The sequence below is a fragment of the Streptomyces sp. NPDC005799 genome (assembly GCF_040630525.1).
Lineage (GTDB): Bacteria > Actinomycetota > Actinomycetes > Streptomycetales > Streptomycetaceae > Streptomyces > Streptomyces griseorubiginosus_B.
The window spans coordinates 145,919-170,516 of sequence record NZ_JBEXXQ010000008.1; the positions used below are offsets into that span (position 1 = coordinate 145,919).

Consider the following 24,598-nt stretch of genomic DNA (forward strand, 5'->3'; position numbering starts at 1 on the left):
GCCGGGATGAGGGAAAACCGGAATTGCGTCACGTCGGTCGCGGCGAGGAATTCACAGAAAGGTTCTCCGGAGCACGCGTTGCACCATGCGCAATGCGCGTTTCACTGCGCACAACATCATACGAAGACCCCCGGGGCGCGCCCAACGGCGCCCCGGGGGCCTTGCGAGCCTCGGGCGTTACGGGTTACTTGTCGCCCTTGTCCTTGTCGCCACCGCCGGCGCCCATGGAGTCGTAGATCTCCTTGCACATCGGACAGACGGGGTACTTCTTCGGGTCGCGGCCCGGTACCCACACCTTGCCGCACAGCGCCACGACGGGGGTGCCGTCGAGGGCGCTCGCCATGATCTTGTCCTTCTGGACGTAGTGGGCGAAGCGCTCGTGGTCGCCGTCGCCGTGGGACACCTGCGGCGTCGGCTCTACGAGGGTCCCCGTACCAGTCCCGCGCTCGGGCTCAAGAGTGCTCATATCGCCAAGGGTACTGAAGCTCACAGGCATCAGTTGAGCGAAGGGTCGTCCGGGTACGTGGCCACCATCGCCAGCTCGTTGCGCTGGCGGCGCAGCACCTCGCGCCAGAGTCTCTCCGGGGACGGCGAGGAGACGTCCCCGGGCTCCGACTCGACGACGTACCAGGCGCCCTCGACCAGCTCGTCCTCCAGCTGACCGGGGCCCCAGCCCGCGTACCCGGCGAAGATCCGCAGGGAGCCCACGGCCGAGGCGAGCAGCTCCGGCGGAGCCTCCAGATCGACCAGTCCGATCGCGCCGTGCACCCGGCGCCAGCCCAGCGGTGCCCCGTCGGCGGACGAGCCGCCGGGGATGACGGCGACTCCGAGCGCCGAGTCGAGGGAGACCGGGCCGCCCTGGAAGACGACCCCGGGCTCGCCGGCGAGGTCCGCCCAGCCCTCCAGGATGTCGCCGACGTCCACGGGGGTCGGACGGTTGAGGACGACACCGAGGGAGCCCTCCTCGTCGTGGTCGAGAAGGAGCACCACCGCACGGTCGAAGTTCGGGTCCGCCAGGGCGGGCGTTGCCACGAGCAACCGCCCTGTGAGCGAGGACACCTCGGTCATGCCAGACATGATCCCGCATCTTCCCCGGGCGTGGGGAGGCAATCGGCGTAAGGAGGGGGAATGCAGCTCAGGGCTCAAAGAGGCACGCGGCGGGCGCACGGGACGGCCGGTGACCCCACGTGCCCGGCGGTGAACGGGCCGTGTTGTGACAGAGCTATGACGTAGCTGGGCGGTACTTGGGCTTACAGAAGGGGGGTGGGCGGCGATTACCCTTTCCCTTCTGGCCCCTGCCCGACTCATCGGAACGCGAGATACATGACCGTCAACGACGATGTCCTGCTTGTCCACGGCGGAACCCCGCTGGAGGGCGAGATCCGTGTCCGCGGTGCGAAGAACCTCGTACCGAAGGCCATGGTCGCCGCCCTGCTGGGCAGCTCGCCGAGTCGACTGCGCAACGTTCCGGACATCCGTGACGTGCGTGTCGTACGCGGTCTGCTGCAGCTGCACGGGGTGACGGTCCGTCCGGGTGAGGAGCCGGGCGAACTGGTGATGGATCCCACGCACGTCGAGAGCGCGAACGTCGCCGACATCGATGCCCACGCGGGTTCCAGCCGGATCCCGATCCTCTTCTGCGGCCCGCTGCTGCACCGCCTCGGCCACGCCTTCATCCCCGGTCTCGGCGGCTGCGACATCGGCGGCCGGCCCATCGACTTCCACTTCGACGTGCTCAGGCAGTTCGGCGCGCGGATCGAGAAGCGCGCGGACGGGCAGTACCTGGAGGCTCCGCAGCGGCTGCGCGGCACGAAGATCCGGCTGCCGTACCCGTCCGTCGGCGCGACCGAGCAGGTACTGCTGACGGCCGTCCTCGCCGAGGGGGTCACCGAGCTGTCGAACGCGGCCGTCGAGCCGGAGATCGAGGACCTCATCTGCGTCCTGCAGAAGATGGGCGCCATCATCGCGATGGACACCGACCGCACCATCCGCATCACGGGTGTGGACCAGCTCGGCGGCTACGCCCACCGGGCGCTCCCGGACCGGCTGGAGGCCGCGTCCTGGGCGTCGGCGGCGCTGGCGACCGAGGGCAACATCTACGTCCACGGCGCGCAGCAGCGCTCGATGATGACGTTCCTGAACACCTACCGGAAGGTGGGCGGTGCCTTCGAGATCGACGAGAAGGGCATCCGTTTCTGGCACCCCGGCGGGCAGTTGAAGTCGATCGCCCTCGAGACGGACGTGCACCCCGGCTTCCAGACGGACTGGCAGCAGCCGCTCGTCGTGGCCCTCACACAGGCCACGGGTCTGTCCATCATCCACGAGACGGTGTACGAGTCCCGCCTCGGCTTCACCTCCGCGCTGAACCAGATGGGCGCGCACATCCAGCTCTACCGCGAGTGCCTGGGCGGCTCCGACTGCCGCTTCGGCCAGCGCAACTTCCTGCACTCGGCCGTCGTCTCCGGCCCGACCAAGCTCCAGGGCGCTGACCTGGTCATCCCCGACCTGCGCGGCGGCTTCTCCTACCTCATCGCCGCCCTCGCCGCCCAGGGCACGTCCCGGGTCCATGGCATCGACCTGATCAACCGCGGCTACGAGAACTTCATGGAGAAGCTCGTGGAGCTCGGAGCGAAGGTGGAACTGCCGGGCAAGGCGCTCGGATAACACCAGTCGCACCAACGCCGATGGGGCGGTCACCCGAGTCCGGGTGACCGCCCCATCGGCGTTGTGTTGAGCGCCCCCTCAGGGGCGCGGGGAACTGCGCGACCAGCCACGGCGGTCCCGTCGGCCGAGAAACGACCCGCAGTCACCCGGCGCTCGAAGCGGAGCGCTCAGTTACCCTTGGCGGCTTCCTTCAGCTTGCTGCCCGCGGAGACCTTGACGCTGTAGCCGGCCGGGATCTGGATCGGGTCACCGGTCTGCGGGTTGCGCGCGGTGCGAGCGGCACGGTGGGTGCGCTCGAAGGTCAGGAAGCCGGGGATGGTGACCTTCTCGTCGCCCTTGGCGACGATCTCGCCGACGGTCTCGGCGAACGCGGCCAGAACGGCGTCGGCGTCCTTGCGGGTCACCTCGGCGCGGTCGGCCAGCGCGGCCACCAGCTCACTGCGGTTCATGTTGTTACTCCCGTGTTCTTCTTGCCGTTGGGGTGTGCCACGCGGCAGAGCCGCACATTGGCACAGCGAAGCCGATGCGCTCGCGCCCAGGGACGCATCCTGCCCCTACCTGCGACGGGAAAGCCAATCCGGCACCCGTTGGAGTCGTGAGTACACCCTAGGGGGTCACACGAAACGCGGGCCGAGGAGGCGCGAGCGTGGCCGCCACCCTAGAGGGTGGCGAGAGGCGCCCGGTTCCACGACTCGCCGGTGCGGCACGTCGTGGTGATGCTCACAGTCCGCCCACAGTACGACAGGCCCGCCAAGCCGCGACAGGCCCGTCCAGCACCGTACGCCACGTCTAGGACGTGGCGCCCGCCGCCTTGGCCGCCTCCCGCACCGCACCGGCCACCGCGCCCGCGACCTTGTCGTTGAAGACGCTCGGGACGATGTAGTTCGGGTTGAGCTCGTCCTCGGTCACCACGTCGGCCAGCGCGCTCGCGGCGGCCAGCATCATCTCCGTGTTGACGGTGCGGGACTGCGCGTCCAGCAGACCGCGGAAGACGCCCGGGAAGACCAGCACGTTGTTGATCTGGTTCGGGAAGTCGGAGCGGCCGGTGGCCACGACGGCCGCCGTCTGACGGGCGATCGCCGGGTCGACCTCGGGGTCGGGGTTCGCGAGCGCGAACACGATGGCACCCTCGCCCATGGCGGCCACGTCGTCCCCGTCCAGCACGTTCGGGGCGGAGACGCCGATGAACACGTCGGCTCCGCGAACGGCTTCCTTCAGCGTGCCGGTCAGGCCCTCGGGGTTGGTGTTGTCGGCGATCCAGCGCAGCGCCGAGTCCGCGGGAGCCTCCCGCAGGTCCTCCCGCCCGGCGTGCACGACACCGCGGATGTCGGCGACGACGGCGTTCTTCACGCCGGCCGCGAGCAGCAGCTTGAGGATGGCGGTACCGGCCGCGCCGGCGCCGGACATGACGACCCGGATGTTCTCAATCGCCTTGCCGGTGCAGCGAAGTGCGTTCTTGAGGGCGGCCAGGACGACGATCGCGGTGCCGTGCTGGTCGTCGTGGAAGACGGGGATGTCGAGGGCCTCGCGCAGCCGCGCCTCGATCTCGAAGCAGCGGGGGGCGGAGATGTCCTCGAGGTTGATGCCGGCGAACCCGGGGGCGATCGCCTTGACGATCTCGACGATCGCGTCGGTGTCCTGGGTGTCGAGGCACAGCGGCCAGGCGTCGATGCCCGCGAAGCGCTTGAAGAGGGCCGCCTTGCCCTCCATGACCGGGAGGGCGGCCTTGGGGCCGATGTTGCCGAGGCCCAGCACGGCGGAGCCGTCCGTCACGACCGCAACGGAGTTGCGCTTGATGGTCAGACGGCGGGCGTCCTCGGGGTTCTCGGCGATCGCCATGCAGACGCGGGCCACGCCCGGCGTGTAGACCATGGACAGGTCGTCACGGTTGCGGATGGGGTGCTTCGACGCCATCTCGATCTTGCCACCGAGGTGCATCAGGAACGTACGGTCGGAGACCTTGCCGAGGATGACGCCCTCGATGCCGCGCAGCTTCTCGACGATCTCGTCGGCGTGGCTGGTGGAGGTGGCGGCGATGGTGACGTCGATGCGGAGCTTCTCGTGACCGGAGGCGGTGACGTCGAGGCCGGTCACCGAGCCTCCGGAGGACTCCACGGCGGTGGTGAGCTGCGAGACGGCGGTTCCGCTCGCGGGCACCTCCAGCCGGACCGTCATCGAGTAGGAGACGCTGGGCGCCGTTGCCATGGCCGACTTCCTCTTTCACTCAGGTTCGCCGCGCGGTATCTGCGCCGGTCGTCCCAGCCGACCCGTTCTTTCTGCCGGGGGTCCGGGGGTTGCCCCCCGGGAGACGCAGCCACCTTGACGCTGGGTATGCCGTCCGATGGTCGCACCTACTGCTGAGTAGGCGTTAGCCGCCCCGGATTGCGATCGTTTTGTTCGCAACAAAAGAGGTCCGCGCCCTGCTGGGCGCGGACCTCTTCGACGTCAGTGACACCGACCCGCCATGCTCGCCTCGCGGCAAGTGGTCCCTCTCAGGGACGAAGGTTGGGCCCGGGGGCTTGGATCGGGCCGGTGTCGCATCCAGGCTAACAAACGGATCCCGTCAGGCCATTCCCGTCACGAGAGTTCATCTCCTTCTAATCTCTGAGCAGGTCCGGCACCCCGGCCGGGTCCGGCTGGTCGCGCTCCGCCGACACGACCGTCAGCTGCTGGGTCGCCCGGGTGAGGGCCACGTACAGCACCCGCAGTCCCGCCGGGGACTCGTCCGCGATCTCCGCCGGGGAGACGACGACCGTGGCGTCGTACTCCAGGCCCTTCGCCTCCAGGCTGCCGAGCGCCACCACCCGGTCGCCGAGTCCGGCGAGCCAGCGGGCCGCCTCCTCGCGCCGCTGCATGGCGACGACGACACCGACGGTGCCGTCGACGAGGTCGAGGAGGCGGGCGGCCTCGGCGCGGACGGTCTGCGCGAGGGAGTCGCGTACGACGGTGAAGCGCGGTTGTACGCCGGTGGAGCGGACCGCCGAGGGGGACTCGGCACCCGGCATGGCGAGGGCGAGGACCTTGGAGGCGAGTTCGGCGATCTCGGCGGGGTTGCGGTAGTTGACGGTCAGCTGGAAGCGGCGGCGCGGGCGGGTGCCGAGGGCCTCGTCGCGGGCCTCGGCCGCCTCGTCGGGGTCGGACCAGGAGGACTGGGCGGGGTCGCCGACCACCGTCCAGGTGGCGTGCCGGCCGCGGCGGCCGACCATCCGCCACTGCATCGGGGTGAGGTCCTGAGCCTCGTCGACGATGACGTGGGCGTACTCGGTGCGCTCCTGCGCGAGGCGTTCGGCGCGCTCGCGCTGCGACTCCTCGCGCACCGGCATCAGCTCCTCCAGGCCGGTCAGCTGGTCCAGCGGGTCCAGCTCGCGCTTCTTCCGGGGCCGGGCGGGGACGCCGAGGATGGACTGGAGCTCGTCCAGCAGGGCGATGTCGTGCACGGAGAGGCCGTCGCGGCGCAGCGAGCGGGCGACGCGGCGGACCTCGCCGGGGTTGAGGATCCGGCGGGCCCAGCGGCCCAGCCGGCGCTCGTCGGCCATCGCCTCCAGCACCGCACGCGGGGTCAGCTCGGGCCACCAGGCGTCGAGGAACTCGGTGAAGGAGTCCTCGGTGGTGATGTCCTCGTCGAAGGAGGAGCGCAGTTCGGCGGCGAGCTCGGGGTCGCTGTGCCGGGTGCCGGCGCCGGACTGCTCCCACAGGGCGTCGAGGAGCAGCTTGCGGGCGCGGGGGCGCAGCAGGTTGACGGGCGCGGTGCCGCCGAGGGCGGTGCGACGGATCCGTTCCAGCGCGCCCGCCTCCAGCTCCAGCCGACGCCCGAAGGCGACGACGCGCAGCCGGGTGGGGGGCCCGGCGGGCGCCGGCGCGGCTGCGAGCGCGCCGAAGCCGTCCCCGCTCCTGTTCCCGTTCCGGTCGCCGGCCCCGTCCCCGTCCCCGAACGCGAGCTGCTCCGGGCGGTCCGGCCCGGCAAAGGCGGCCTCGCCCGTGTCGTCCGTGGCGTCCGGGCCCTCCTCTCCGACGCCGCGCCGGCCGGAGCCCGGGCCGGCACGGCGGCGGGAGGCGACGGAGTCCGGTGCGGCGGCATGTGAGGCGGCGGGCGGGCGCCCCCCGGCACCCGGACCGCCCGGCCCCCCGTCCGGCCCCAGCTCCAGCGCGCCCCGCGCCGCCTTCCGCAGGACCTTGAGCATGCGGTACGAGCCCTTGGCGCGGGCGGTGGACGGGGAGTCGTACAGCGTGGCCTCCGCGCCGTCGACCAGGGAGCCGATCGCGCGGATGGCGACCTGGCCCTCCTCGCCGAGGGAGGGCAGGACGCCCTCGGTGTAGGCGACCAGCAGGGGGGTCGGGGAGACGATGAGGATGCCGCCCGCGTACCGGCGCCGGTCCTGGTAGAGGAGGTAGGCGGCGCGGTGCAGGGCGACGGCGGTCTTGCCGGTGCCGGGACCGCCCTCGACGTAGGTCACCGAGGCGGCGGGGGCACGGATGACCAGGTCCTGCTCGGCCTGGATGGAGGCGACGATGTCCCGCATGGTGTGGCTACGGGCCTGGCCGAGCGCGGCCATCAGGGCGCCGTCGCCGATGACGGGCAGTTCCTCGCCGTCGAGGCGGGCCTTGAGCTCGGGGCGCATCAGGTCGTCCTCGACGCCGAGGACGCGGCGGCCCTTGGAGCGGATGACCCGGCGCCGTACGACCCGGCCGGGGTCGACGGGGGTGGAGCGGTAGAAGGGGGCGGCCGCGGGCGCCCGCCAGTCGATGACCAGGGGCGCGTACTCGGCGTCGAGGACACCGATCCGCCCGATGTGCAGCGTCTCGGCGATGTCGGCCGTGCCGTCCTCGCGCACGGCGCCCTCGGCGGGCTCCACGGCGGTGTACGCGCCGTCCGGCCCCTTCTTGCCGTCCTTGCCGAGCAGCAGGTCGATCCGCCCGAAGAGGAAGTCCTCGAACTCGTTGTTCAGCCGGCTGAGATGGATGCCGGCCCGGAAGACCTGGGCGTCCCGCTCGGCGAGCGCCCCGGGTGTGCCGACCTGGCCGCGCTTGGCCGCGTCGTTCATCAGGAACTCGGCCTCGTGGATCTTCTCCTCGAGCCGCCGGTAGACCCGGTCCAGGTGTTCCTGTTCGACGCTGATCTCTCGGTCCCGTACGGAGTCGTGATCCGAGCCGACCGCGGTTTCCTGCTGAGCCTGAGCGGCCACCGGGCCCCCTTCTGACGTGCTGGGCAGCCGTCAACCGTACGCGAAGGGGACCCGTCAAAGCTACGTGGCGGCGCGCGTCGGTCCCACGAGGAGACCGACAAGTGCTACGCGTCGACCTGGACGAGCTTCTTGCCGTCGAAGGTCATGACCTCGAAGTGGTCGATCTCGTTGGGCTGGAAGGCGGCGCCGCCCTGCGCGTACAGAGGCTGCTTCGCCTCCTCGACCTTGGCGTTCGGGACGCCGTAGCCCCACTTGGGGACCGACCAGGAGGACATGGTCTCGCGCTCGCCGTTCTTGCCGACGGCGATGAGCGAGCACTTCAGCGGTCCCTTGACGTTGCTGAGCTCGACGACGCCCCAGGTGCCCCAGTCCTTCTTCTCCATGGCCACGGTCGCCTGGACCTTGGTGGAGGAGTCGGTCGCCGACACCTTGTCGGAGATCTGACCGAAAGCAGCCTTGGCGCCGGCCGCCAGCGGGGTGGCGTTGGTGCCGCCCGAGCTGCCGCCGCCGTTCGCGGCCATCACCGCGAGCGGACCGCCGATGATCAGCGCGGCCGCGGCCGCGACCAGGTAGAAGCCCTTGCGGCGCTTGACCGCCCGGCGCTCGGCGACCTCGTCGACCAGCTTCTCCGCGAGCCGTGGGCTGGGCCGTGCGGAGAGCGATTCGCCGATCGCGGGCGTGCCGGTCCCCGGCAGGTCCGCGAGCGCCGCCAGCATGGGTTCCATCCCCGCCAGCTCGTCGAGCTGCTGGGCGCACCATTCGCAGGTGGCGAGATGCGCCTCGAAGGCGGTCGCCTCGGCGTCGTCGAGGATGCCGAGGGCGTAGGCACCGACCGTTTCGTGCTCGCTCGGGCCCGGAGATCCCATCATGGGGCCAGACATACCCGAACCACCCGTTCCGAATCCCCCGTAAACACTCATGCCGTCACCCCCCGCTCCTCCAGAGCCAGCTTCATCGACCGCAGGGCATAGAACACCCGTGACCGCACCGTTCCGCTGGGAATGCCCAGCGTCTCGGCCGCCTCATTGACGGTACGCCCCTTGAAGTACGTCTCGACGAGCACCTCCCGGTGGGCCGGGGTCAGGTCGTCGAGCGCGTCGGACAACGTCATCAGCCACAGCGCCTTGTCGATCTCGTCCTCCGCGGGGATGACCTCCAGCGGCGACGGATCGACCTCCTGCGGCCGGGCCTGCCGGCTGCGGTGGCCGTCGATGACGATGCGGCGCGCGACCGTCACCAGCCAGGGGCGTACCGATCCGGTCGCTCGATTGAGCTGGCCGGCGTTCTTCCAGGCACGGATGAGCGTTTCCTGGACCACGTCCTCGGCGCGCTGCCGGTCTCCGGCGACCAGGCGCAGTACATAAGCAAGGAGAGGTCCGGCGTGCTCCCGGTACAGGGCACGCATCAGCTCCTCATCAGGTTCCGAGGGCTGGGACATGCGATGTCGGGCCCTCGATCCACGTTCATTGGCCACGACGGAATCCTTGCGCACGCCCACCTCCGATGTCCGGGGGTTCCCCCAGTCGGTCGCTCGTGCACAGGTACGGATGTGGTCTCCGTCATGTTCAAAGAGGCACGACAGTTTTCTTCGGGGTGACGTGATGAGTGGGACATGAGAGCACATTCCCACCCCGCGATCTTTACATTTCTGCCACATCGGCAAGATCGAGCCGGCTGCCCAGGGGGGGCCGGAGGCAAACGGGATGTTGTCGAAATCACTTCGACACCAGAATGCCCGTTACCTGGCGTACGGAGCAATCAGGACACTTAGGCCCGGGTGAGGGCCACCCTGCGACGGTGCCGGGCCACCCGTTCGCGGTTCCCGCAGACCTCACTGGAGCACCAGCGCCTCCTACGTCCCCGGGACGAATCGACGTAGAAGATCGGGCAGTTGTCCCCCTCGCACTGCCGCAGTCCCGCCCGCGCGACCGGGTCGGTGAGCAGCTCCACGGCGTCCCGGGCGATCGCCCCGAGCAGCGCCGCGCACTCCGGCGGCCCGTCCAACTCCCTGACCAGCACCCCGTCCTCGCCGCGCACGGCACGCGGGGCCGGCGGCGCGGTCCTGGCGAGCTCGTTCACGCGGACGAGCGCGAGGTCGTACGACGGCCTGGGTACGGCGGCGAGCGCGCCGCGCACCAACTGGCCGATCCGGGCTCGCAGTTCTCGGAAGCCGACCAGCCAGCCCGGGTCGGCGTGCGCCAGTGACGTGCCCGGCGGAACGAGTCCCGCGCCCACGATCCAGGCGCACAGCACCTCGACCGAGTCGAACCGTTCCTCGGGATGCGTCGTCGCCAGGAGGTCCAGGCAGATCCGCCCGGCGTCGAAGCGCAGCTCGTGAGGGACCGAGACCGTACCCAGTGCCATGTGCCTGTCACCGCCTGGGGCTGGGGTGGAGAACCGTTCCCCTTACAGTGCCCGTCCGCCCGCGCGGCCGGAACCCCTCGTGCCGGCGGGGTGATTGGACGAGCGCGTATGGGAGTGCGCGTCTCGGCGATGTCCGGGGCGCCGCGCCGTCCGTTGACTTGAGGCATGACACGGAACAGGACTGCCACGGGACTCGTACTGGGCGCGGCCACGGTCGCCATGGGACTGATCGCCGGGGTCTACTACATCTTCGCCTGCTGCGTGATGCCGGCGCTGGCCCGCAGCGACGACCGGATCTACGTCGAGGTCATGAACGACATCAACGACGTGATCCAGAACCCGGTGTTCTTCCTCTCCTTCATGGGCGCGCTGCTGCTCACGGCGGTGTCGGCGTGGCAGCTGCGGGGACAGCCGTGCCGCTGGTGGGTGTGGGCGGCCCTCGCCTCGTACACCGCCGGCTTCCTGACGACCATGGCCTTCAACATCCCCCTCAACGACAGCCTTTCCCGCGCGGGCGACCCGACCGCGGCCCGGGAGCACTTCGAGCACGCGTGGGTGGCATGGAACGCGGTGCGCGCGGTGCTGTCGACGGTGGCGCTGGTGTGCCTGACGCGGGGGCTGGTGCTGTACGGGGCATTCCGGCGCAGGGGCGATATCAGCCCGTCCAGCGGTGCCCCCAGCGGCGTCCCGTCCGGGGGAGTCTGAGGACGCGGCCGTTCGGGCCGAAGGGGGCCCGGGAGCCGGCAGGCCCCGGCAGACGGCACCCGGAACGCCGGGCGCCCCACCTCAGACGTCCGCGTACTTCGCGTCCGCAGCCGGGTCCAACGCCAGCCGGTACCCCCGCTTCACCACCGTCTGGATCAGCTTCGGCGCCCCCAGTGCCGTCCGCAGGCGGGCCATCGCCGTCTCCACCGCGTGCTCGTCGCGCCCGGCACCGGGCAGGGCACGCAGCAGCTCCGAGCGGGCCACCACCCACCCCGGCCGCCGGGACAGTGCCCGCAGCAGGGACATCCCCGCGGGCGGCACCGGCCTCAGCTCCCCGTCGACGAGCACCGCGTGCCCCCGAATCTCCACCCGGTGCCCGGCGATCGGCAGGGCGCGCGCCCGGCCCGGCAGTTCCTGGCACAGCAGCTGCACCAGCGGCCCGAGCCGGAACCGCTCCGGCTGAACGGTGTCGACGCCACGCGCCTGCAGCGGCAGAGCGGTGACCGGTCCGACGCAGGCGGGCAGTACGTCGTGGTGGAGGGCCGCGATCAGCTCCGGCAGCAGCCTCCGTTCCTCGGCCCGGTTCAGCAGGGACGCCGCGGCCGGCGCGCTGGTGAAGGTGATCGCGTCCAGGCCCCGCGAGACGACGGCGTCCAGCAGCCGGTCCACCGGCCCGATGTCCTCCGGCGGCATCCACCGGTACACCGGCACCCCGACGACCTCGCCGCCCGCGGCCCGCAGCGCCTCCACGAACCCGGGCAGCGGCTCACCGTGCAGCTGTACGGCGATCCGGCGCCCGTCGACGCCCTCCTCCAGCAGCCGGTCCAGCACCTCGGCCATGGACTCGCTCGACGGCGACCAGTCCTCGGTGAGCCCGGCGGCCCGTATCGCCCCCTTGACCTTGGGTCCGCGCGCCAGCAGCTCCACCGCGTGCAGCCGCTCCAGCAGCGGCTCCCCGAGCCCCCACCCGTCGGCGGCCTCGACCCACCCCCGGAAGCCGATGGCGGTCGTGGCCACGACCACGTCGGGTGCCAGGTCGATCAGGTCCTTCGTCGCCGCCAGCAGTTCGCTGTCGTCGGCGAGCGGCACGATGCGCAGGGCGGGCGCGTGCACGACGGCGGCTCCCCGTCGCTGCAGCAGAGCGCCCAGTTCGTCGGCCCGGCGCGCGGCCGTGACACCCACGGTGAATCCCGCGAGCGGGCCGTGCTGACCGGGCTGCGGTCGCTGCTGTTCGTCGTCCATGGCTCTCGTCCCGAACTCGAGTCGTCATACAGGAGGTACGCGGTACCTGCAATGCCGAACGAGCCTGTCAACGGCGCGTGACAGGCTCGGTTCGGCTTCATGTCGGCGGTGTTACGTCACACCTCGGCATAGCTGAGCTGCGGCTTCGCCTCTGAGGCGGTCGCGGCCTCGGTGGTTGTGGCCGGGCGGCGAAGGTATACGGCCCAGGTGACCGCGAAGCAGAGAGCGTAGTAGGCGAGGAAGGCGACGAACGCGCCGGTTCCGGAGCCGTAGGACAGGAAGGACTGCCGGAAGGCCATGTTGATCCCGACGCCGCCGAGCGCGCCCACCGCCCCGATGAGGCCCATCGAGGCACCGGAGAGCCGGCGCCCGTACTTGACCGCTTCCTCGCCCTGAAGCCCCTGGGAGAGGGCCTTGGCCTGGAAGATGCCGGGGATCATCTTGAAGGTCGATCCGTTGCCGAGGCCGGCGAGCGCGAACAGGACCACGAACGCGGTGACGAACAGGGGGAGCGACTTCTGCATGCTGGCGAGGACCAGGACTGCGGTGGCGGCGGCCATGGCGATGTAGTTGTAGAGGGTGATCTTCGCGCCGCCGTACTTGTCGGCGAGCCAGCCGCCCACGGGCCGCACCAGCGAGCCGAGCAGCGGGCCGATGAAGGTGAGGTAGGTGGCCTGCAGCGGCGTACGGCCGAACTGGTTGGTCAGCACCTGCCCGAAGGCGAAGCTGTAGCCGATGAAGGAGCCGAACGTCCCGATGTAGAGGACGGACATGATCCAGGTGTGGGCGTCCCGGGCGGCGTCCTTGGCGGCGCCGGTGTCGTTCTTCACGTTCTCGATGTTGTCCATGAAGAGCGCGGCGAGGACCGCGGCGACGACGATGAGCGGGATGTAGATCCCGAGCAGCAGGCGCGGGCCGCCGCTGGCACCGATGACGGCGAGGGCCACCAGCTGGATCGCCGCGACGCCGATGTTGCCGCCGCCCGCGTTGAGGCCGAGCGCCCAGCCCTTCTTCCTGAGCGGGAAGAAGGCGTTGATGTTGGTCATCGAGGAGGCGAAGTTGCCGCCGCCGATGCCGGCCAGCAGGCCGACGAGCAGGAAGGTGTCGAAGGACGTCCCGGGCTTCATCACCGCGAACGCGGCGACGGTGGGGATGAGCAGCAGACCGGCCGAGATGATCGTCCAGTTCCGGCCGCCGAAGATCGCGACGGCGAAGGTGTAGGGGACGCGGACGACGGCGCCGACGAGTGTGACCATCGACGTCAGCAGGAACTTGTCGGCCGGGGTCAGCCCGTACTCCGGCCCCATGAAGAGCACCAGCACGGACCACAGGGTCCAGATCGAGAACCCGATGTGCTCGGAGAGCACGGAGAAGACGAGGTTGCGCTTGGCGATCTTCTCTCCGGTCTCGTTCCAGAAGGCCTCGTCCTCGGGATCCCACTGCTGGATCCAGCGGCCTCCCCTGCTGGATGCGGGGGCTGTACTAGGGGCTGTCATGACGCCTCCACGGTGCTCCGGGGCTCGGTCGTGCTTGGGGCAGATGAGCGGTGATGAATCCCGAAGGTAGGGAGGCGGCGTTACCGCCCTGTGGCACCGGGTGACCGGAAGGGAACGTTGCTCTCACCCGACGCGGGGGCGGGATGAGAGGTTCCGACCCCGCACGTTACGAACGGCTCCCGGAGCGGGGAGGCCCGGGAGTGAGGTCGATGTCGATCTCGAAGGGCACGGAGACCTTGAGGCGGTTGTGGAAGATGCCGGTGAGTCCGTAGGAGCCGGTGGCCGGGTCGAGTTCGTAGACGTAGACGACCGGCAGCCCCTTGTCGCCGTCCTGCTCCACCCGCCAGAAGTGAGGCACGCCCGCGGCCGCGTACTTACGGGGCTTGACCTCGCGGTCCCGTTCACGCGAGTCGGCGGAGACGACTTCCACGGCGAGGAGGATGTCCTCGGGGTTGTAGGAGGTCTGGTTCGGACCGGTCACCGCTTCGGCGAGGAAGACCACGATGTCCGGCTCGGGGCGGTTCTTCAGGTCAAGTCTGACCCGTCATCTCACGGTCGACGTCCAAGTGCGCTGGTGCCTGTTCCAGCAGAGCGTTGTCCAGCAGACGCATGGTCCGGCTGTGAAATCGAGTCTGCGGACTCATGAAGACGAGACTCCCGTCGATCAACTCCGTGTGCGGCGGGAGGCCCGGAATCCGGTCGAGGTCGTCCGCGGTCCAGCCTTCGGCCGGCGGAATCGGCCAGCGGTACGCCGGCTCGTCGTCCGGCCGGTCGTCGCGTACGGCGCTCATCGGTGCTCCCATGGGACGGAGTCTCGCCTGTCGTGTCAGCGTACCCAGGGGGAATGACACACGGGCCTCACCTCAACGAGTGATCCGTCGGGCTCCCCCGCGTCGCCTTCCGTCGGGCCACAGGCGTGGGCTGCGTCTGGCGGCCAGGTCCTCGATCCAGCCGAACGCCAGGATCGTCAGGCCGATCAGGGGCCAGATCAGGACGAACGTCCAGAAGCCGTACGTCGAGTCCAGGGCCGACGACGCCGTGTCGCTGTCCATGAAGGGGAGGTCGTAGGCGCGGTCGATGATCGGGAACGTCGCCATGATCAGGAGGTTGTGCCAGAGGTAGATGGTGACGGCCCTGTTGTTGGAGAGGGTCACCAGCCTGTCCCAGCGGGCGAGGCGGCCCGGCAGCTCCTGCCAGGACGGGGAGTACTGGAGCAGGATGACGACGAACCCGAGGGACCAGGTCGCCTGGGCCAGCGGGATGTCGTTCAGGTCCCAGGCGTCCTCGCCGGGATGGCCCGACGCCCACCACAGCCCGAACGCCATCACCAGCGCCGAGCCGGAGACCGCGAGGTAACGGGGGACGCGTCGCAGCAGCCCCTCGTGGTGGGCGAAGCCCAGGACCCAGCAGGCGCCGTACGTCCCGAAGTCGGTGACGGCGTTCCCCGTCTCGCCGGGGATCGTGACGACACCGGTGCCGACGATCGCCGTCAGGGCGAGCGGGGCGAGCAGCGTCGGCCACGGCGCGCGGCGGAAGGCCCACAGCAGCAGCGGAGATGCGATCACGAACCACAGATAGGCGCGGAGGTACCACAGCGGTCCCGCCGCCTGGTCCGCCCAGGTGGAGTCGAACAGGCCCCCGTCGGTGCCGAGGTGCCAGGGGTAGGGCGGGGCGCCGACCGGGACGACGTAGTTGAGGAGGTCCGCCACCCCCCAGGCGCCCCCGGTGTCCGGGTCCTTCAGCGGGTTCCAGCCGTCCGCGAACATCATGGCCACGACCACGGCGCTGAACGCCCACAGGGGAGGCAGCAGTCGGCGGACCCGGCCGCGGACCACGCTCAGCGCCGGGCGGCTGAGCGACCGTGCCATCAGCGAGCCGGCGAGCGCGAACATCACGCCCATGGAGGGGAAGAGGACCGACAGCCACGCCCAGCCGAAGAGGTGGTAGACGACCACCCGGACCAGGGCGATCGAGCGCAGGAGGTCCAGGTACCGGTCACGGGCCGGCTTCCCCGGCGCGGAAGCGGGCGCGGGCGCAGGTTCCGGCCGGTGCGGGACGTCGGTCGGGTGTCCTTGCCTCATGCCACGGGCCTCCGATCACTGCTGCTCGTACTGCTCGTACGGCCGCGCTGGCGCGGCACCGGCCCGCCCGGCGCCTCCACGACCCCCGTGCGGCGCAGCTTCTGCCAGCGCAGCCGGCCGCCGGTGAGGGCCGTGATCCAGGACTGGAGCAGCACGACGTACATGAGCTGGCGGTAGAGGATCTGCTGCAGGGGGAGCGAGATCAGATGGGTCATGCGTTCCTTGTCGAGGCGGAAGGCGTATGCCGCGCAGATCGCCTGGATCGCCAGCACCCCGAGCCAGGCCACGATCGTCTTCTCGGTGGGGCCGAACACGACGCCGTACAGGAGGAAGACGTCGATCAGCGGGGCGAGCAGCGGGGCCACCACCATGAACAGCGACACCAGCGGCAGTCCCACCCGGCCGAAGCGGCCCGAGGGACCCCGCTCCACGAGGGCGCGCCGGTGCTTCCAGATCGCCTGCATGGTGCCGTACGACCAGCGGTAGCGCTGGGACCACAGCTGCTGGACCGTCTCGGGCGCCTCGGTCCAGGCGCGCGCCTTCTCGGCGTACACCACCCGCCAGCCGTCGCGGTGCATGGCCATCGTGATGTCGGTGTCCTCGGCGAGCGTGTCGTCGCTCATCCCGCCGACCCGCTCCAGCGCGGAGCGGCGGAAGGCCCCCACGGCCCCCGGGATCGTCGGCATGCAGCGCAGGATGTCGTACATACGGCGGTCGAGGTTGAAGCCCATCACGTACTCGATGTGCTGCCAGGCCCCGATCAGCGAATCCCGGTTGCCGACCTTCGCGTTGCCGGCGACGGCGCCCACGCGCGGGTCGCCGAAGGGCTGCACCAGCTCGCGGACGGTGGACGGTTCGAAGACGGTGTCGCCGTCCATCATCACGACGATGTCGTGGCGGGCGTTGGCGAGGCCCCGGTTGAGGGCGGCGGGCTTGCCCGCGTTCAGCTGCCGCACGACCCGGACGTCGGGCAGGCCCATCGCCTCGACGATCCTCGCGGTGCCGTCGCCGGAGCCGTCGTCGACGACGATCACCTCGATGGGGTGCTCGCTCGCCATCAGCGAACGGACCGTGTTCTCGATGCACTTGGCCTCGTTGTACGCGGGCACGAGCACCGACGCCGGTTCGGTGACCGGCGGCCCCCAGCCGAAGTCCCGCCGCCGGACCCGGCGGGCGTGCGCGCCGGACAGCAGCAGCATCAGCGCGAACCGGCCGATGACGAGGGCGCCGATCACCGCGAGGCCGGCCACCATCACGCCGGTGATGTCGTCGGCGGCCCGGACCAGGAAGATCCACGCCCGGCCCTTCCACAGCTCGGCGCCGGTGACCGGATGGAGCGCGCTGGGCGCGTCGAGCGCCTCGGTGAGGTTGTCGAACCGGTAGCCCCTCGCCTGCATCTCGGGCAGGAACCGGTCCAGGGCCCGCACCGTCTGGTGGCGGTCGCCGCCGGAGTCGTGCATCAGGACGACGGCGCCCTTGCCGCCGCGCGGGGTGGCGTTGCGGATGATCGTGGCGACGCCGGGCCTTCGCCAGTCCTCGCTGTCGGTGTTGTTGACGACCGTGAGATAGCCCTTGGTGCCGATGTACCGCGTGACGGGCCAGGACCTGTCGTCCATGGCGTCGGCGAAGGAGGAGTAGGGCGGGCGGAAGATCGAGCTGCGGATGCCGGCGGCGCCCGCGAGCGCCAGCTGGTTCTGGGACAGCTCCCAGTCGATGCGCTTCTTCGACTGGTAGGAGAGGTCGGGGTGGTTGAAGGTGTGCAGGCCGACCTCGTGGCCCTCCGCCACCATCCTTCGGACCAGGCCGGGGTGGCGGGAGGTCATGGTGCCGGTGACGAAGAAGACCGCGTGCGCGTGGTGCTTCTTCAGCACGTCCAGGACCTTCGGGGTCCAGGTCGGGTCGGGGCCGTCGTCGAAGGTGAGGACGAGGCGGTGGTCGGGCACGCTCAGGCTGGTGGTGCGGCCGCTGCGGGTGTCGATGACCGGGCCGCCGTCGAGGATCCTCTCCGGGACCTCGCCGGTGGCGGCCTCGGGCCGGACGCGGTGGTCGGCGAGTATCTCGCTGTGGACGTAGCCGCGCAGCATCAGCATCGCCACGAGCGCGACGAGAACGAGCAGCGGCAGCAGCAGACGCAGGGGCAGGCGGCGGCGCCGTAGGCCGTCGGGGGTGGCGGAGGCGGCCTGCCGGCGGGTGGTGCGGGAAGCCATCAGAGGGTGTTCTCCGGGGACGTTCGTGCGAGCGGGGCGGCCGGTCCGGCCGCTTCCCCGGCGACGGGGTGGCGTGTGCTCGGTCCGTCGGCCACCGTGCCGGGGCCGTCTGGGGGCGTGGACGGGGAGCTCGTGCCGACGCTGGGGCTCGGGTCGGGCGAGCCGGACGGGGGCGGGCTGGTGGAGGCCGGCGGGCTGGGGTTGCCGAGGCCGGTTCCCGGTTTGGTGGGCGACTTGGTGGGTGTCGGCGTGGGGTCGGCGGACGTGGCCGGCGCCGACGGGTCGGCGGATGCTCCGGGCGCGGTGGCGCGCGCACCGGGCGACGGGGTGGTGCCGTCGCTCGCGGCCGGTGTGGGGCCCGGTGTGACACCGGCGGTGCCGGCGGGCCGGGCGGGGTCCGAGGGCGCGGGCGAGGTGTCGACCTGGCCGGCCGGCGTGTCGTCCTGCTGGCCGGGCACCGGCAGCCAGGGCGCGTCGGAGCTGCCGGAGAGCAGGGTGACGACGATGACGACGGCGTAGACCGCGCAGGCGATGCCGATGGCGATGCCCAGTCGGCGGAAGGTGCGGCTGCGGCGGCCCGACTCGTCCACGAACACGGGTGCGTCGGAGGGGTCGGCGGGAGCGGCCGGCCCGGGCTCGGCCTTCCGCGGGCTCAGGTCCTGCCGCAGACCGGCCCCGTCCAGCTGGACGGTCACCTCGTGCGGGTCATGGGTGTGCTCCGGGTCGGCCGACGCCGCCCAGGGGTCACGGGAAGCCGCGGGGCCTCGGGAAGCCGCGGGGCCGCTGCGGAAGGCGTCGAAGCCGTCCGGTGAGTTTCCGCCATGACCGGCACCGAGCACTTCGTTTCGTCCGGTGGCCGGAAACGACTGGGTTCTGTTCGCTTCGGCGACTTTTCCGGTCGCCGAGAGAGCATCGCCCCCTGATGGCGGTTCGGGCCATTCCAGTTGGGCGTCTTCTCGCCACTTTTTCACGCGCACGCACATCCCCCACGAGACCGTTCCGGGCGCGCACACGACACCGAGCACTCGCCGCAGAACCCGGCCCCCACCGGGATCTTGCGCCCCCCTTACCACTAGGTGCTCGGGCCACGAATGTAGCGCAGAAGGAGGATCCGTGTGCGCCGTGTGTCAGTAGTGGGTGCGCGCCGGGTCCAGATCCATGGCCGGAATCCATCCGTCGACCGGCCGCCGCAGCCATCCTTCGGCGGCCGACAGCTCCAGCGCGGCCCGCCGAAGCGCGTCGAATCCCGGGTGCACCAGGCCCTTCCGCCACACAAGTGACACCGGCGACAAAGGCACCGGGTCGATCAAGGGCCGCAGCACGGTCCTCGGCATGGCCGGAAAGTCCACCACGGCGAGGATCGGGTTGCGCATCTTGGCCATGATCCGCTCGAACTCCTCGTCGCCGACGGCCAGCGGCGCCGGCGGGGCGACGGCTATGCCCCGGCCGTCGAAGAGCCGGCGCGCGAGGTCCGTCCACTCGGGGGTGCGGGGGTTTCCGGCGCCCGCGTACACGGTCTCGCCCGCCAGCGCGGTCAGCGGCACCGCCTCCAGCGACGCCAGCCGGTGGTCCTCGGGCAGCACGACCGCCATCGGCTCGTACCGCACGAGCAGGTGCTCAAGACCGCCTCGCAGGGCCGGGTCCAGGCCCGCGAACCGGCCGAAGGACGCGTCCAGCCGCCCGGCGAGCAACTCCTGGGCCGCGCCGGTCAGGCCGCTCTCGTAACGGGCCATCAGCTCGTGCCCGGGGGCGAGTTCACGCGCCCGGTGCAGCACCCGGCGGCCGGTGACCAGGCCGGGCGAGTTGAGGTCGACCAGCAGCGGACGGGCCTGTCCGAAGGCGCCGAGCAGGTCGTCCTGCGCCTCGAGCACCCGGCGCGCGTACGGCAGCAGCCGCTCGCCGTCGGGCGTGAGCGTCACCTGCCGGGTGCTGCGCACGAACAGCTCGGTCCCGAGCTCCCGCTCCAGCCGCCGCACATCCCGGCTGAGCGCCTGCTGGGCGAGGTGGAGCCGGGCGGCGGCCCGGGTGAAGTGCAGTTCCTCGGCGACGGCGACGAAGGCACTCAGGAGACGGGGGTCGAGGTGACGGGGTGCGGACATCCGGCGAATTTACAACGGGAGTGCGTGGATCAAGGAGCAGCAGGTGTTGGACGCGGCGACCGCTCCGGGGCGACGGTGCTGCACATGCCCGAACCGACCAGGACAGCGCCGCTGTTCACCGTCACCGCCGACACCCTCGTCGCCGTCGACTTCGGCCCCCGTGGGCGGGAGCGCCCGCCCGGCCCCTACCGCCGCCTCTTCGCCGTCCCCGGCGCCCGCGCCTTCACCCTCGGGAACCTGCTGGCCCGGCTCCCGATGGGCATGTTCAGCCTGAGCGCGGTGATGATGATCGCCGGATCGCGTGGCTCGTACGCCCTCGCCGGAGCCGTCACCGCGACCGGGCTCGCGGCGACCGGGCTGGTCGCCCCCTGGATCGCCCGGCTCGTCGACCGGCACGGGCAGGCCCGGATCGCCGTACCGGCCACGGCGGTCGCTGTCCTCGGCTCGCTCGCGCTGCTGCTGTGCGTGCACTACGACGCCCCCGCGTGGACCTTCTTCGCCTCCTACGCCGCCACCGCGACGACCCCGAACACCGGCGGCATGTCCCGCGCCCGCTGGGCCCACCTGCTCGGGGACGACGAGCGGGCCCTGCACACCGCGAACTCCTTCGAACAGGCCGCGGACGAGCTGTGCTTCATGCTGGGCCCGGTGCTGGCGGCCTTCCTGTGCGGGACGTTCTTCCCGGAGGCGGGCACGCTCGCCGGGGCGGTGCTGCTGCTGACCGGCGTCCTGCTGTTCGCCGCGCAGCGTTCGACCGAGCCGCCCGTGCGTCGCCGCAGCCCGGCCGGGTCACCCCTGCGGGCCCCCGGGATGCCTCCGCTGCTGGCCGTCTGTCTCGCTGCGGGCGCGGTGTTCGGCTCGACGGAGGTCGTCACGATCGCGTTCGCGGACGCGCAGGGGCACCGGTCGGCGGCGGGCGTGGCCCTCGGGCTGCAGGCGGCCGGATCATGCGCGGCGGGACTGCTGTTCGGGGCGCTCGGGCCGGCCGGGCCCGTAGGCCGGCCTCTGACGTGGTGCGTCGCCGCGATGACGGCCCTGCTGACCCTGCCGCTGCTCGCCGCCTCCCTCACCGGCTCGCTCCCGCTCCTCGCGCTCGCCCTCCTGATCGCCGGCATGGCGACCGCCCCGACGATGGTCACCACCATGACGCTGGTCCAGCGGCACACCCCTCAGGGCCGGCTCAACGAGGGCATGACCCTCGCGGTGACCGGACTGCTCGGCGGGATCGCCTGCGGCTCGGCGACCGGCGGCTGGCTGGTGGACCATCTGTCGCCGACGGCCGCCTACGGAGCACCGGTGACGGCCGCCGCGCTGGCCCTCCTGCTCTCCCTCGGCACACGTACTCCGAACAGCGATTCACGTCAGATGCGTTGACGCGCCCACAGCCCGCACCTACCGTCCTCCGTCGAAGCGCTTCGACGCCTGGCGTCGAAACGATTCGACGACTACCCATCCGACTCCTGCGGAGGCACGGGATGTTGACGGCACGAAGGCGTGTGACGGCGGTCGCGGCCGCGCTCCTCAGCGGGGCGCTGCTGCTGACCGCCTGCGGCGGCTCGGACAGCGGCTCCTCCGACGCCAAGACGCTCAAGCTCTGGCACTACGAGGGTCCCGACAGCGCGATGGGCGTGGCCTGGAACGAGGCGATCAAGGAGTTCGAGGCCAAACACCCGGGCGTGAAGGTGAAGTTCGAGGAGAAGGGCTTCGAACAGATCCAGAAGACCGCGCCCATGATCCTCAACTCCTCGGACGCGCCCGACCTCATGGAGTACAACAAGGGCAACGCGACCGCGGGCCAGCTGTCGAAACAGGGCCTGCTGACCGATCTGTCGGCGGAGGTCACCCGGCGCGGCTGGGACAAGCTGCTCAGCCCGGGTGTGGCCACGACCAGCAAGTACGACAGCAACGGCGTCATGGGCTCCGGCAAGTGGTACGGCGTGCCCAACTACGCCGAGTACACGATGGTCTACTTCAACAAGGACCTGTTCAAGAAGTACGCGATCGCCGAGCCGAAGACGTTCGACGAACTCACGGCCGCCATGGACGCCTTCGTGAAGAAGGGCGTCACCCCGCTCGCCGACTCCGGTGCCGAATACATGGCCCAGCAGTACCTCTACCAGCTCGCCCTCTCCAAGGCCGACCGCTCGTGGGTCGACAAGTACGAGCTGTACAAGGGCAGGACCGACTTCCACGACGCGGCCTGGACCTACGGCGCGACCACCTTCGCCGACTGGGTGAAGAAGGGCTACATCAGCAAGAAGTCGACCAGCACCAAGGCCGAGGACGCGGGCGTCTCCTGGATCCAGGGCAAGGCGCCGATCCTGTTCTCCGGCAGCTGGTGGTACGGCCGCTTCCAGTCGGAGGCCAAGTTCGCCTGGGACACCACCCTCTGGCCGGGCTCGAACCTGACCCTGGGCTCGGGCGGGAACCTCTGGGTGGTCCCGAAGAACGCCAAGAACAAGGACCTGGCCTACGACTTCATCGACATCACCATGTCGAAGAAGATCCAGAACCTGCTCGGCAACAAGGGCGGCATCCCGGTCGCCGCCGACACCGGCTCCATCACCGACCCCAAGTCCCAGCAGCTCATCGCCAACTTCAACACGGTGAGCAAGCGTGACGGCCTCGCCTTCTACCCGGACTGGCCGGTCAACGGCTTCTACGACACCCTCGTCTCCGAGACCCAGAAGCTGATCACCGGCAACGAGAAGCCGGACGCCTACCTCTCCAACCTCCAGCAGGCGTACGACAAGGGCGTGCCGCAGCAATGACGGTCACCGTCGAACGGGGTACGCGGGCCGTCGGCGCCGATCCGCACACCGGCCCGCGCCGCCCCCGTACCCGCGACTCGTACGCCCTGTTCCTGCTGCCCGGCGTCCTCGCCTTCACGGCGATCATCATCGTCCCGTTCCTGATGAACACGGGCGTGAGCTTCACCGAGTGGCAGGGCGTCGGCAGCCCCAAGTGGACCGGCCTCGCCAACTACCGCGAACTGCTGGACGATTCCGAGTTCTGGGCGTCCTTCCGGCACAGCCTGTTCATGGTCGTCGCCATGGCCGCCGTACCGACCGTGCTCGGGCTGGTCCTGGCGGCCGCCCTGTTCGACTACATCGGCAAGCACTTCGGGTCGAGGTGGGCCGCGGTGCTTCGGGCCTGCTTCTACCTCCCGCAGGTGCTGCCGATCGCGGTCGCCGGCATCGTGTGGAGCTGGATCCTGGCGCCGGACAACGGCTCGCTCAACGAGTTGTTGAAGGCGGTGGGGCTGGGCTCCTGGCAGCAGGACTGGCTGGGCGACCCGGACATCGCGCTCTACAGCGTGATGGGCGTGATGGTGTGGGTGCAGATCGGCTTCCCGCTGGTCGTCCTCATGGCCGGACTCCAGCGCGTGGACCCGCAGTTGTACGAGGCGGCCGAGCTGGACGGGGCCGGCTGGTGGCGGCGGTTCTGGCACATCACGCTGCCGCAGATCCGGCCCGAGATCTATGTCGTCCTGACCTGGTGCACGATCGCCGCGCTCAAGGTGTTCGGCGCGGTGTACGTGCTGACCAAGGGCGGGCCGGGCGGGGCGACGGACGTGCCGTCCTACTTCTCCTTCACCACGTTCTTCGAGAAGACGCAGGTCGGCTACGGTGCCGCGATCTCCACGGTGCTCACCGTGATCATCCTGGCCCTCTCCCTGATCCTGCTGAGACTCCAGACCCGCAGCGAGGAGGGAGAGAGCGCATGACCACCGCCCTGCGCCGCTACCCGGTGCTGATCGCCCTGTGCATCGCGGCCCTCTTCATGGTCGTCCCGTTCCTGATCGTCGCCGTCAACGCGGTCAAGTCACCCGCCGAGTACTCCGAGCACGGCCCGCTGAGCCTCCCCCAGGGGCTCTACCTGGACGGCCTCAAGGACTTCTGGCAGCGTGTCGACTACGGGCAGAAGCTGTTCAACTCGGTCCTGGTCAGCGGCTCGGTGGCGGTCCTCGCCGCGATCTTGTCCGTCCTCAACGCGTACGCGATCGGCATCGGCCGGATCAAGGGCCGCACCTGGGTGCTCGCCTTCTTCGTGCTCGCCAACATGCTGCCGCAGGAGGCGCTGGTCTACCCGCTCTACTACCTGAGCAAGCAGGTGGGCCTGTACGACACCAGGCTGAGCGTGATCATCGTCTTCACGGTGATCCAGGCGGCCTTCGGCACGTACCTCCTCTCCTCCGTCCTGGGCCAGTTCCCGCGCGAGATCATCGAGGCGGCCCGGATCGACGGCGCCAACAAGTGGCAGGTGCTGTGGCGGATCGTCGTCCCGGTCAGCCGGCCGACGATCGGCGTACTGCTGGTCTTCTTCTTCATCTGGACCTGGAACGAGTTCCTGCTCCCCCTGGTCATGCTGATCTCCAACGACAACCAGACGGTGTCGGTGGCGCTCGGCGTCCTCCAGGGCCAGCGCCTGATGGACGCCACGATGACCAACGCGGCCGCCCTGCTCGGCGTCCTCCCGGCGATCGTGTTCTTTCTCGTCTTCCAGCGGACCCTCACCCGCGGCATCGCCGTCGGTGCCGTCAAGTAAGGACCCCCA

20 protein-coding genes and 1 pseudogene are annotated in these 24,598 nt (G+C 70.6%); 6 read left to right on the plus strand and 15 right to left on the minus strand.

Annotated elements, in window-relative coordinates; translation table 11 throughout:
- Positions 1-184: 184 nt before the first annotated feature.
- Both ABZ453_RS10580 and ABZ453_RS10585 read right to left on the minus strand, forming a co-directional pair.
- A complete protein-coding gene (locus ABZ453_RS10580) occupies positions 185-466 on the minus strand; it encodes a DUF3039 domain-containing protein (protein WP_133046286.1) in 282 nt (93 codons plus the stop codon).
- A 29-nt stretch (positions 467-495) separates the two neighbouring features.
- Complete coding sequence (locus tag ABZ453_RS10585) at positions 496-1,068, minus strand: YqgE/AlgH family protein (protein ID WP_208779845.1); 573 nt, start codon at positions 1,066-1,068, stop codon at positions 496-498.
- Between the two features lie 255 nt (positions 1,069-1,323).
- Here ABZ453_RS10585 and murA point away from each other — a divergent pair, with 255 nt between their 5' ends.
- Positions 1,324-2,664, plus strand: coding sequence for a UDP-N-acetylglucosamine 1-carboxyvinyltransferase (gene murA / locus ABZ453_RS10590; RefSeq protein WP_359013658.1), 1,341 nt, complete (start codon positions 1,324-1,326; stop codon positions 2,662-2,664).
- Between the two features lie 167 nt (positions 2,665-2,831).
- On the opposite strand, the gene ABZ453_RS10595 is transcribed toward murA, so the two are convergent.
- From ABZ453_RS10595 to ABZ453_RS10620, 6 genes are all read right to left on the minus strand, one after another.
- Complete coding sequence (locus ABZ453_RS10595; protein ID WP_006139383.1) at positions 2,832-3,113, minus strand: HU family DNA-binding protein; 282 nt, start codon at positions 3,111-3,113, stop codon at positions 2,832-2,834.
- Positions 3,114-3,453: 340 nt separating this feature from the next.
- Positions 3,454-4,869, minus strand: coding sequence for an NAD-dependent malic enzyme (locus ABZ453_RS10600; protein WP_359013660.1), 1,416 nt, complete (start codon positions 4,867-4,869; stop codon positions 3,454-3,456).
- 392 nt (positions 4,870-5,261) lie between these two features.
- Positions 5,262-7,847, minus strand: coding sequence for a UvrD-helicase domain-containing protein (locus ABZ453_RS10605; protein WP_359013662.1), 2,586 nt, complete (start codon positions 7,845-7,847; stop codon positions 5,262-5,264).
- Positions 7,848-7,951: 104 nt separating this feature from the next.
- Positions 7,952-8,716, minus strand: a complete 765-nt coding sequence (locus tag ABZ453_RS10610; RefSeq protein ID WP_359013664.1) for a zf-HC2 domain-containing protein — start codon at positions 8,714-8,716, stop codon at positions 7,952-7,954.
- Positions 8,717-8,763: 47 nt separating this feature from the next.
- Positions 8,764-9,285 carry a sigma-70 family RNA polymerase sigma factor gene (locus tag ABZ453_RS10615; protein ID WP_010039908.1) on the minus strand — a complete coding sequence of 174 codons (522 nt, stop codon included), beginning with the start codon at positions 9,283-9,285 and terminating at the stop codon, positions 8,764-8,766.
- Positions 9,286-9,614: 329 nt separating this feature from the next.
- The gene (locus tag ABZ453_RS10620; protein ID WP_208779849.1) at positions 9,615-10,211 is read right to left on the minus strand and encodes an ABATE domain-containing protein; all 597 of its coding nucleotides are present in this window, start codon (positions 10,209-10,211) and stop codon (positions 9,615-9,617) included.
- A gap of 165 nt (positions 10,212-10,376) precedes the next feature.
- Here ABZ453_RS10620 and ABZ453_RS10625 point away from each other — a divergent pair, with 165 nt between their 5' ends.
- Positions 10,377-10,916: an anthrone oxygenase family protein gene (locus tag ABZ453_RS10625; RefSeq protein WP_359013667.1), complete on the plus strand. Its 540-nt coding sequence runs from the start codon at positions 10,377-10,379 to the stop codon at positions 10,914-10,916.
- 81 nt (positions 10,917-10,997) lie between these two features.
- Here ABZ453_RS10625 and ABZ453_RS10630 read toward each other — a convergent pair whose 3' ends face one another.
- The 7 genes and pseudogenes from ABZ453_RS10630 to ABZ453_RS10660 all read right to left on the minus strand — a co-directional run bounded on the left by ABZ453_RS10630 (position 10,998) and on the right by ABZ453_RS10660 (position 20,041).
- The gene (locus ABZ453_RS10630; protein WP_359013669.1) at positions 10,998-12,158 is read right to left on the minus strand and encodes a uroporphyrinogen-III synthase; all 1,161 of its coding nucleotides are present in this window, start codon (positions 12,156-12,158) and stop codon (positions 10,998-11,000) included.
- A 116-nt stretch (positions 12,159-12,274) separates the two neighbouring features.
- On the minus strand, positions 12,275-13,654 hold the full coding sequence (locus ABZ453_RS10635; protein ID WP_359013671.1) for a nitrate/nitrite transporter: 1,380 nt from the start codon (positions 13,652-13,654) through the stop codon (positions 12,275-12,277).
- Between the two features lie 166 nt (positions 13,655-13,820).
- Positions 13,821-14,445 (minus strand): annotated as a pseudogene (locus tag ABZ453_RS10640) (Uma2 family endonuclease).
- A gap of 72 nt (positions 14,446-14,517) precedes the next feature.
- Positions 14,518-15,735 (minus strand): acyltransferase, encoded by a 1,218-nt coding sequence (locus ABZ453_RS10645; protein WP_359013672.1) that lies wholly within the window; start codon positions 15,733-15,735, stop codon positions 14,518-14,520.
- Positions 15,732-17,942, minus strand: a complete 2,211-nt coding sequence (locus ABZ453_RS10650) for a bifunctional polysaccharide deacetylase/glycosyltransferase family 2 protein (RefSeq protein WP_359013674.1) — start codon at positions 17,940-17,942, stop codon at positions 15,732-15,734. The genes ABZ453_RS10645 and ABZ453_RS10650 overlap by 4 nt, the downstream gene beginning before the upstream one ends.
- Positions 17,942-18,781, minus strand: a complete 840-nt coding sequence (locus tag ABZ453_RS10655) for a hypothetical protein (protein ID WP_359013676.1) — start codon at positions 18,779-18,781, stop codon at positions 17,942-17,944. Before ABZ453_RS10655 ends, ABZ453_RS10650 begins: the two co-directional genes overlap by 1 nt.
- 288 nt (positions 18,782-19,069) lie before the next feature.
- Positions 19,070-20,041: a LysR family transcriptional regulator gene (locus ABZ453_RS10660; protein ID WP_359013678.1), complete on the minus strand. Its 972-nt coding sequence runs from the start codon at positions 20,039-20,041 to the stop codon at positions 19,070-19,072.
- Between the two features lie 84 nt (positions 20,042-20,125).
- On the opposite strand from ABZ453_RS10660, the gene ABZ453_RS10665 reads away from it, so the two are divergent.
- The 4 genes from ABZ453_RS10665 to ABZ453_RS10680 all read left to right on the plus strand — a co-directional run bounded on the left by ABZ453_RS10665 (position 20,126) and on the right by ABZ453_RS10680 (position 24,589).
- On the plus strand, positions 20,126-21,415 hold the full coding sequence (locus ABZ453_RS10665) for an MFS transporter (RefSeq protein ID WP_359013680.1): 1,290 nt from the start codon (positions 20,126-20,128) through the stop codon (positions 21,413-21,415).
- 101 nt (positions 21,416-21,516) lie between these two features.
- A complete protein-coding gene (locus ABZ453_RS10670; protein WP_359013682.1) occupies positions 21,517-22,812 on the plus strand; it encodes an extracellular solute-binding protein in 1,296 nt (431 codons plus the stop codon).
- A complete protein-coding gene (locus tag ABZ453_RS10675) occupies positions 22,809-23,768 on the plus strand; it encodes a sugar ABC transporter permease (RefSeq protein WP_359013684.1) in 960 nt (319 codons plus the stop codon). The genes ABZ453_RS10670 and ABZ453_RS10675 overlap by 4 nt, the downstream gene beginning before the upstream one ends.
- Positions 23,765-24,589: a carbohydrate ABC transporter permease gene (locus ABZ453_RS10680; protein ID WP_359013686.1), complete on the plus strand. Its 825-nt coding sequence runs from the start codon at positions 23,765-23,767 to the stop codon at positions 24,587-24,589. Before ABZ453_RS10675 ends, ABZ453_RS10680 begins: the two co-directional genes overlap by 4 nt.
- Positions 24,590-24,598: the final 9 nt, after the last annotated feature.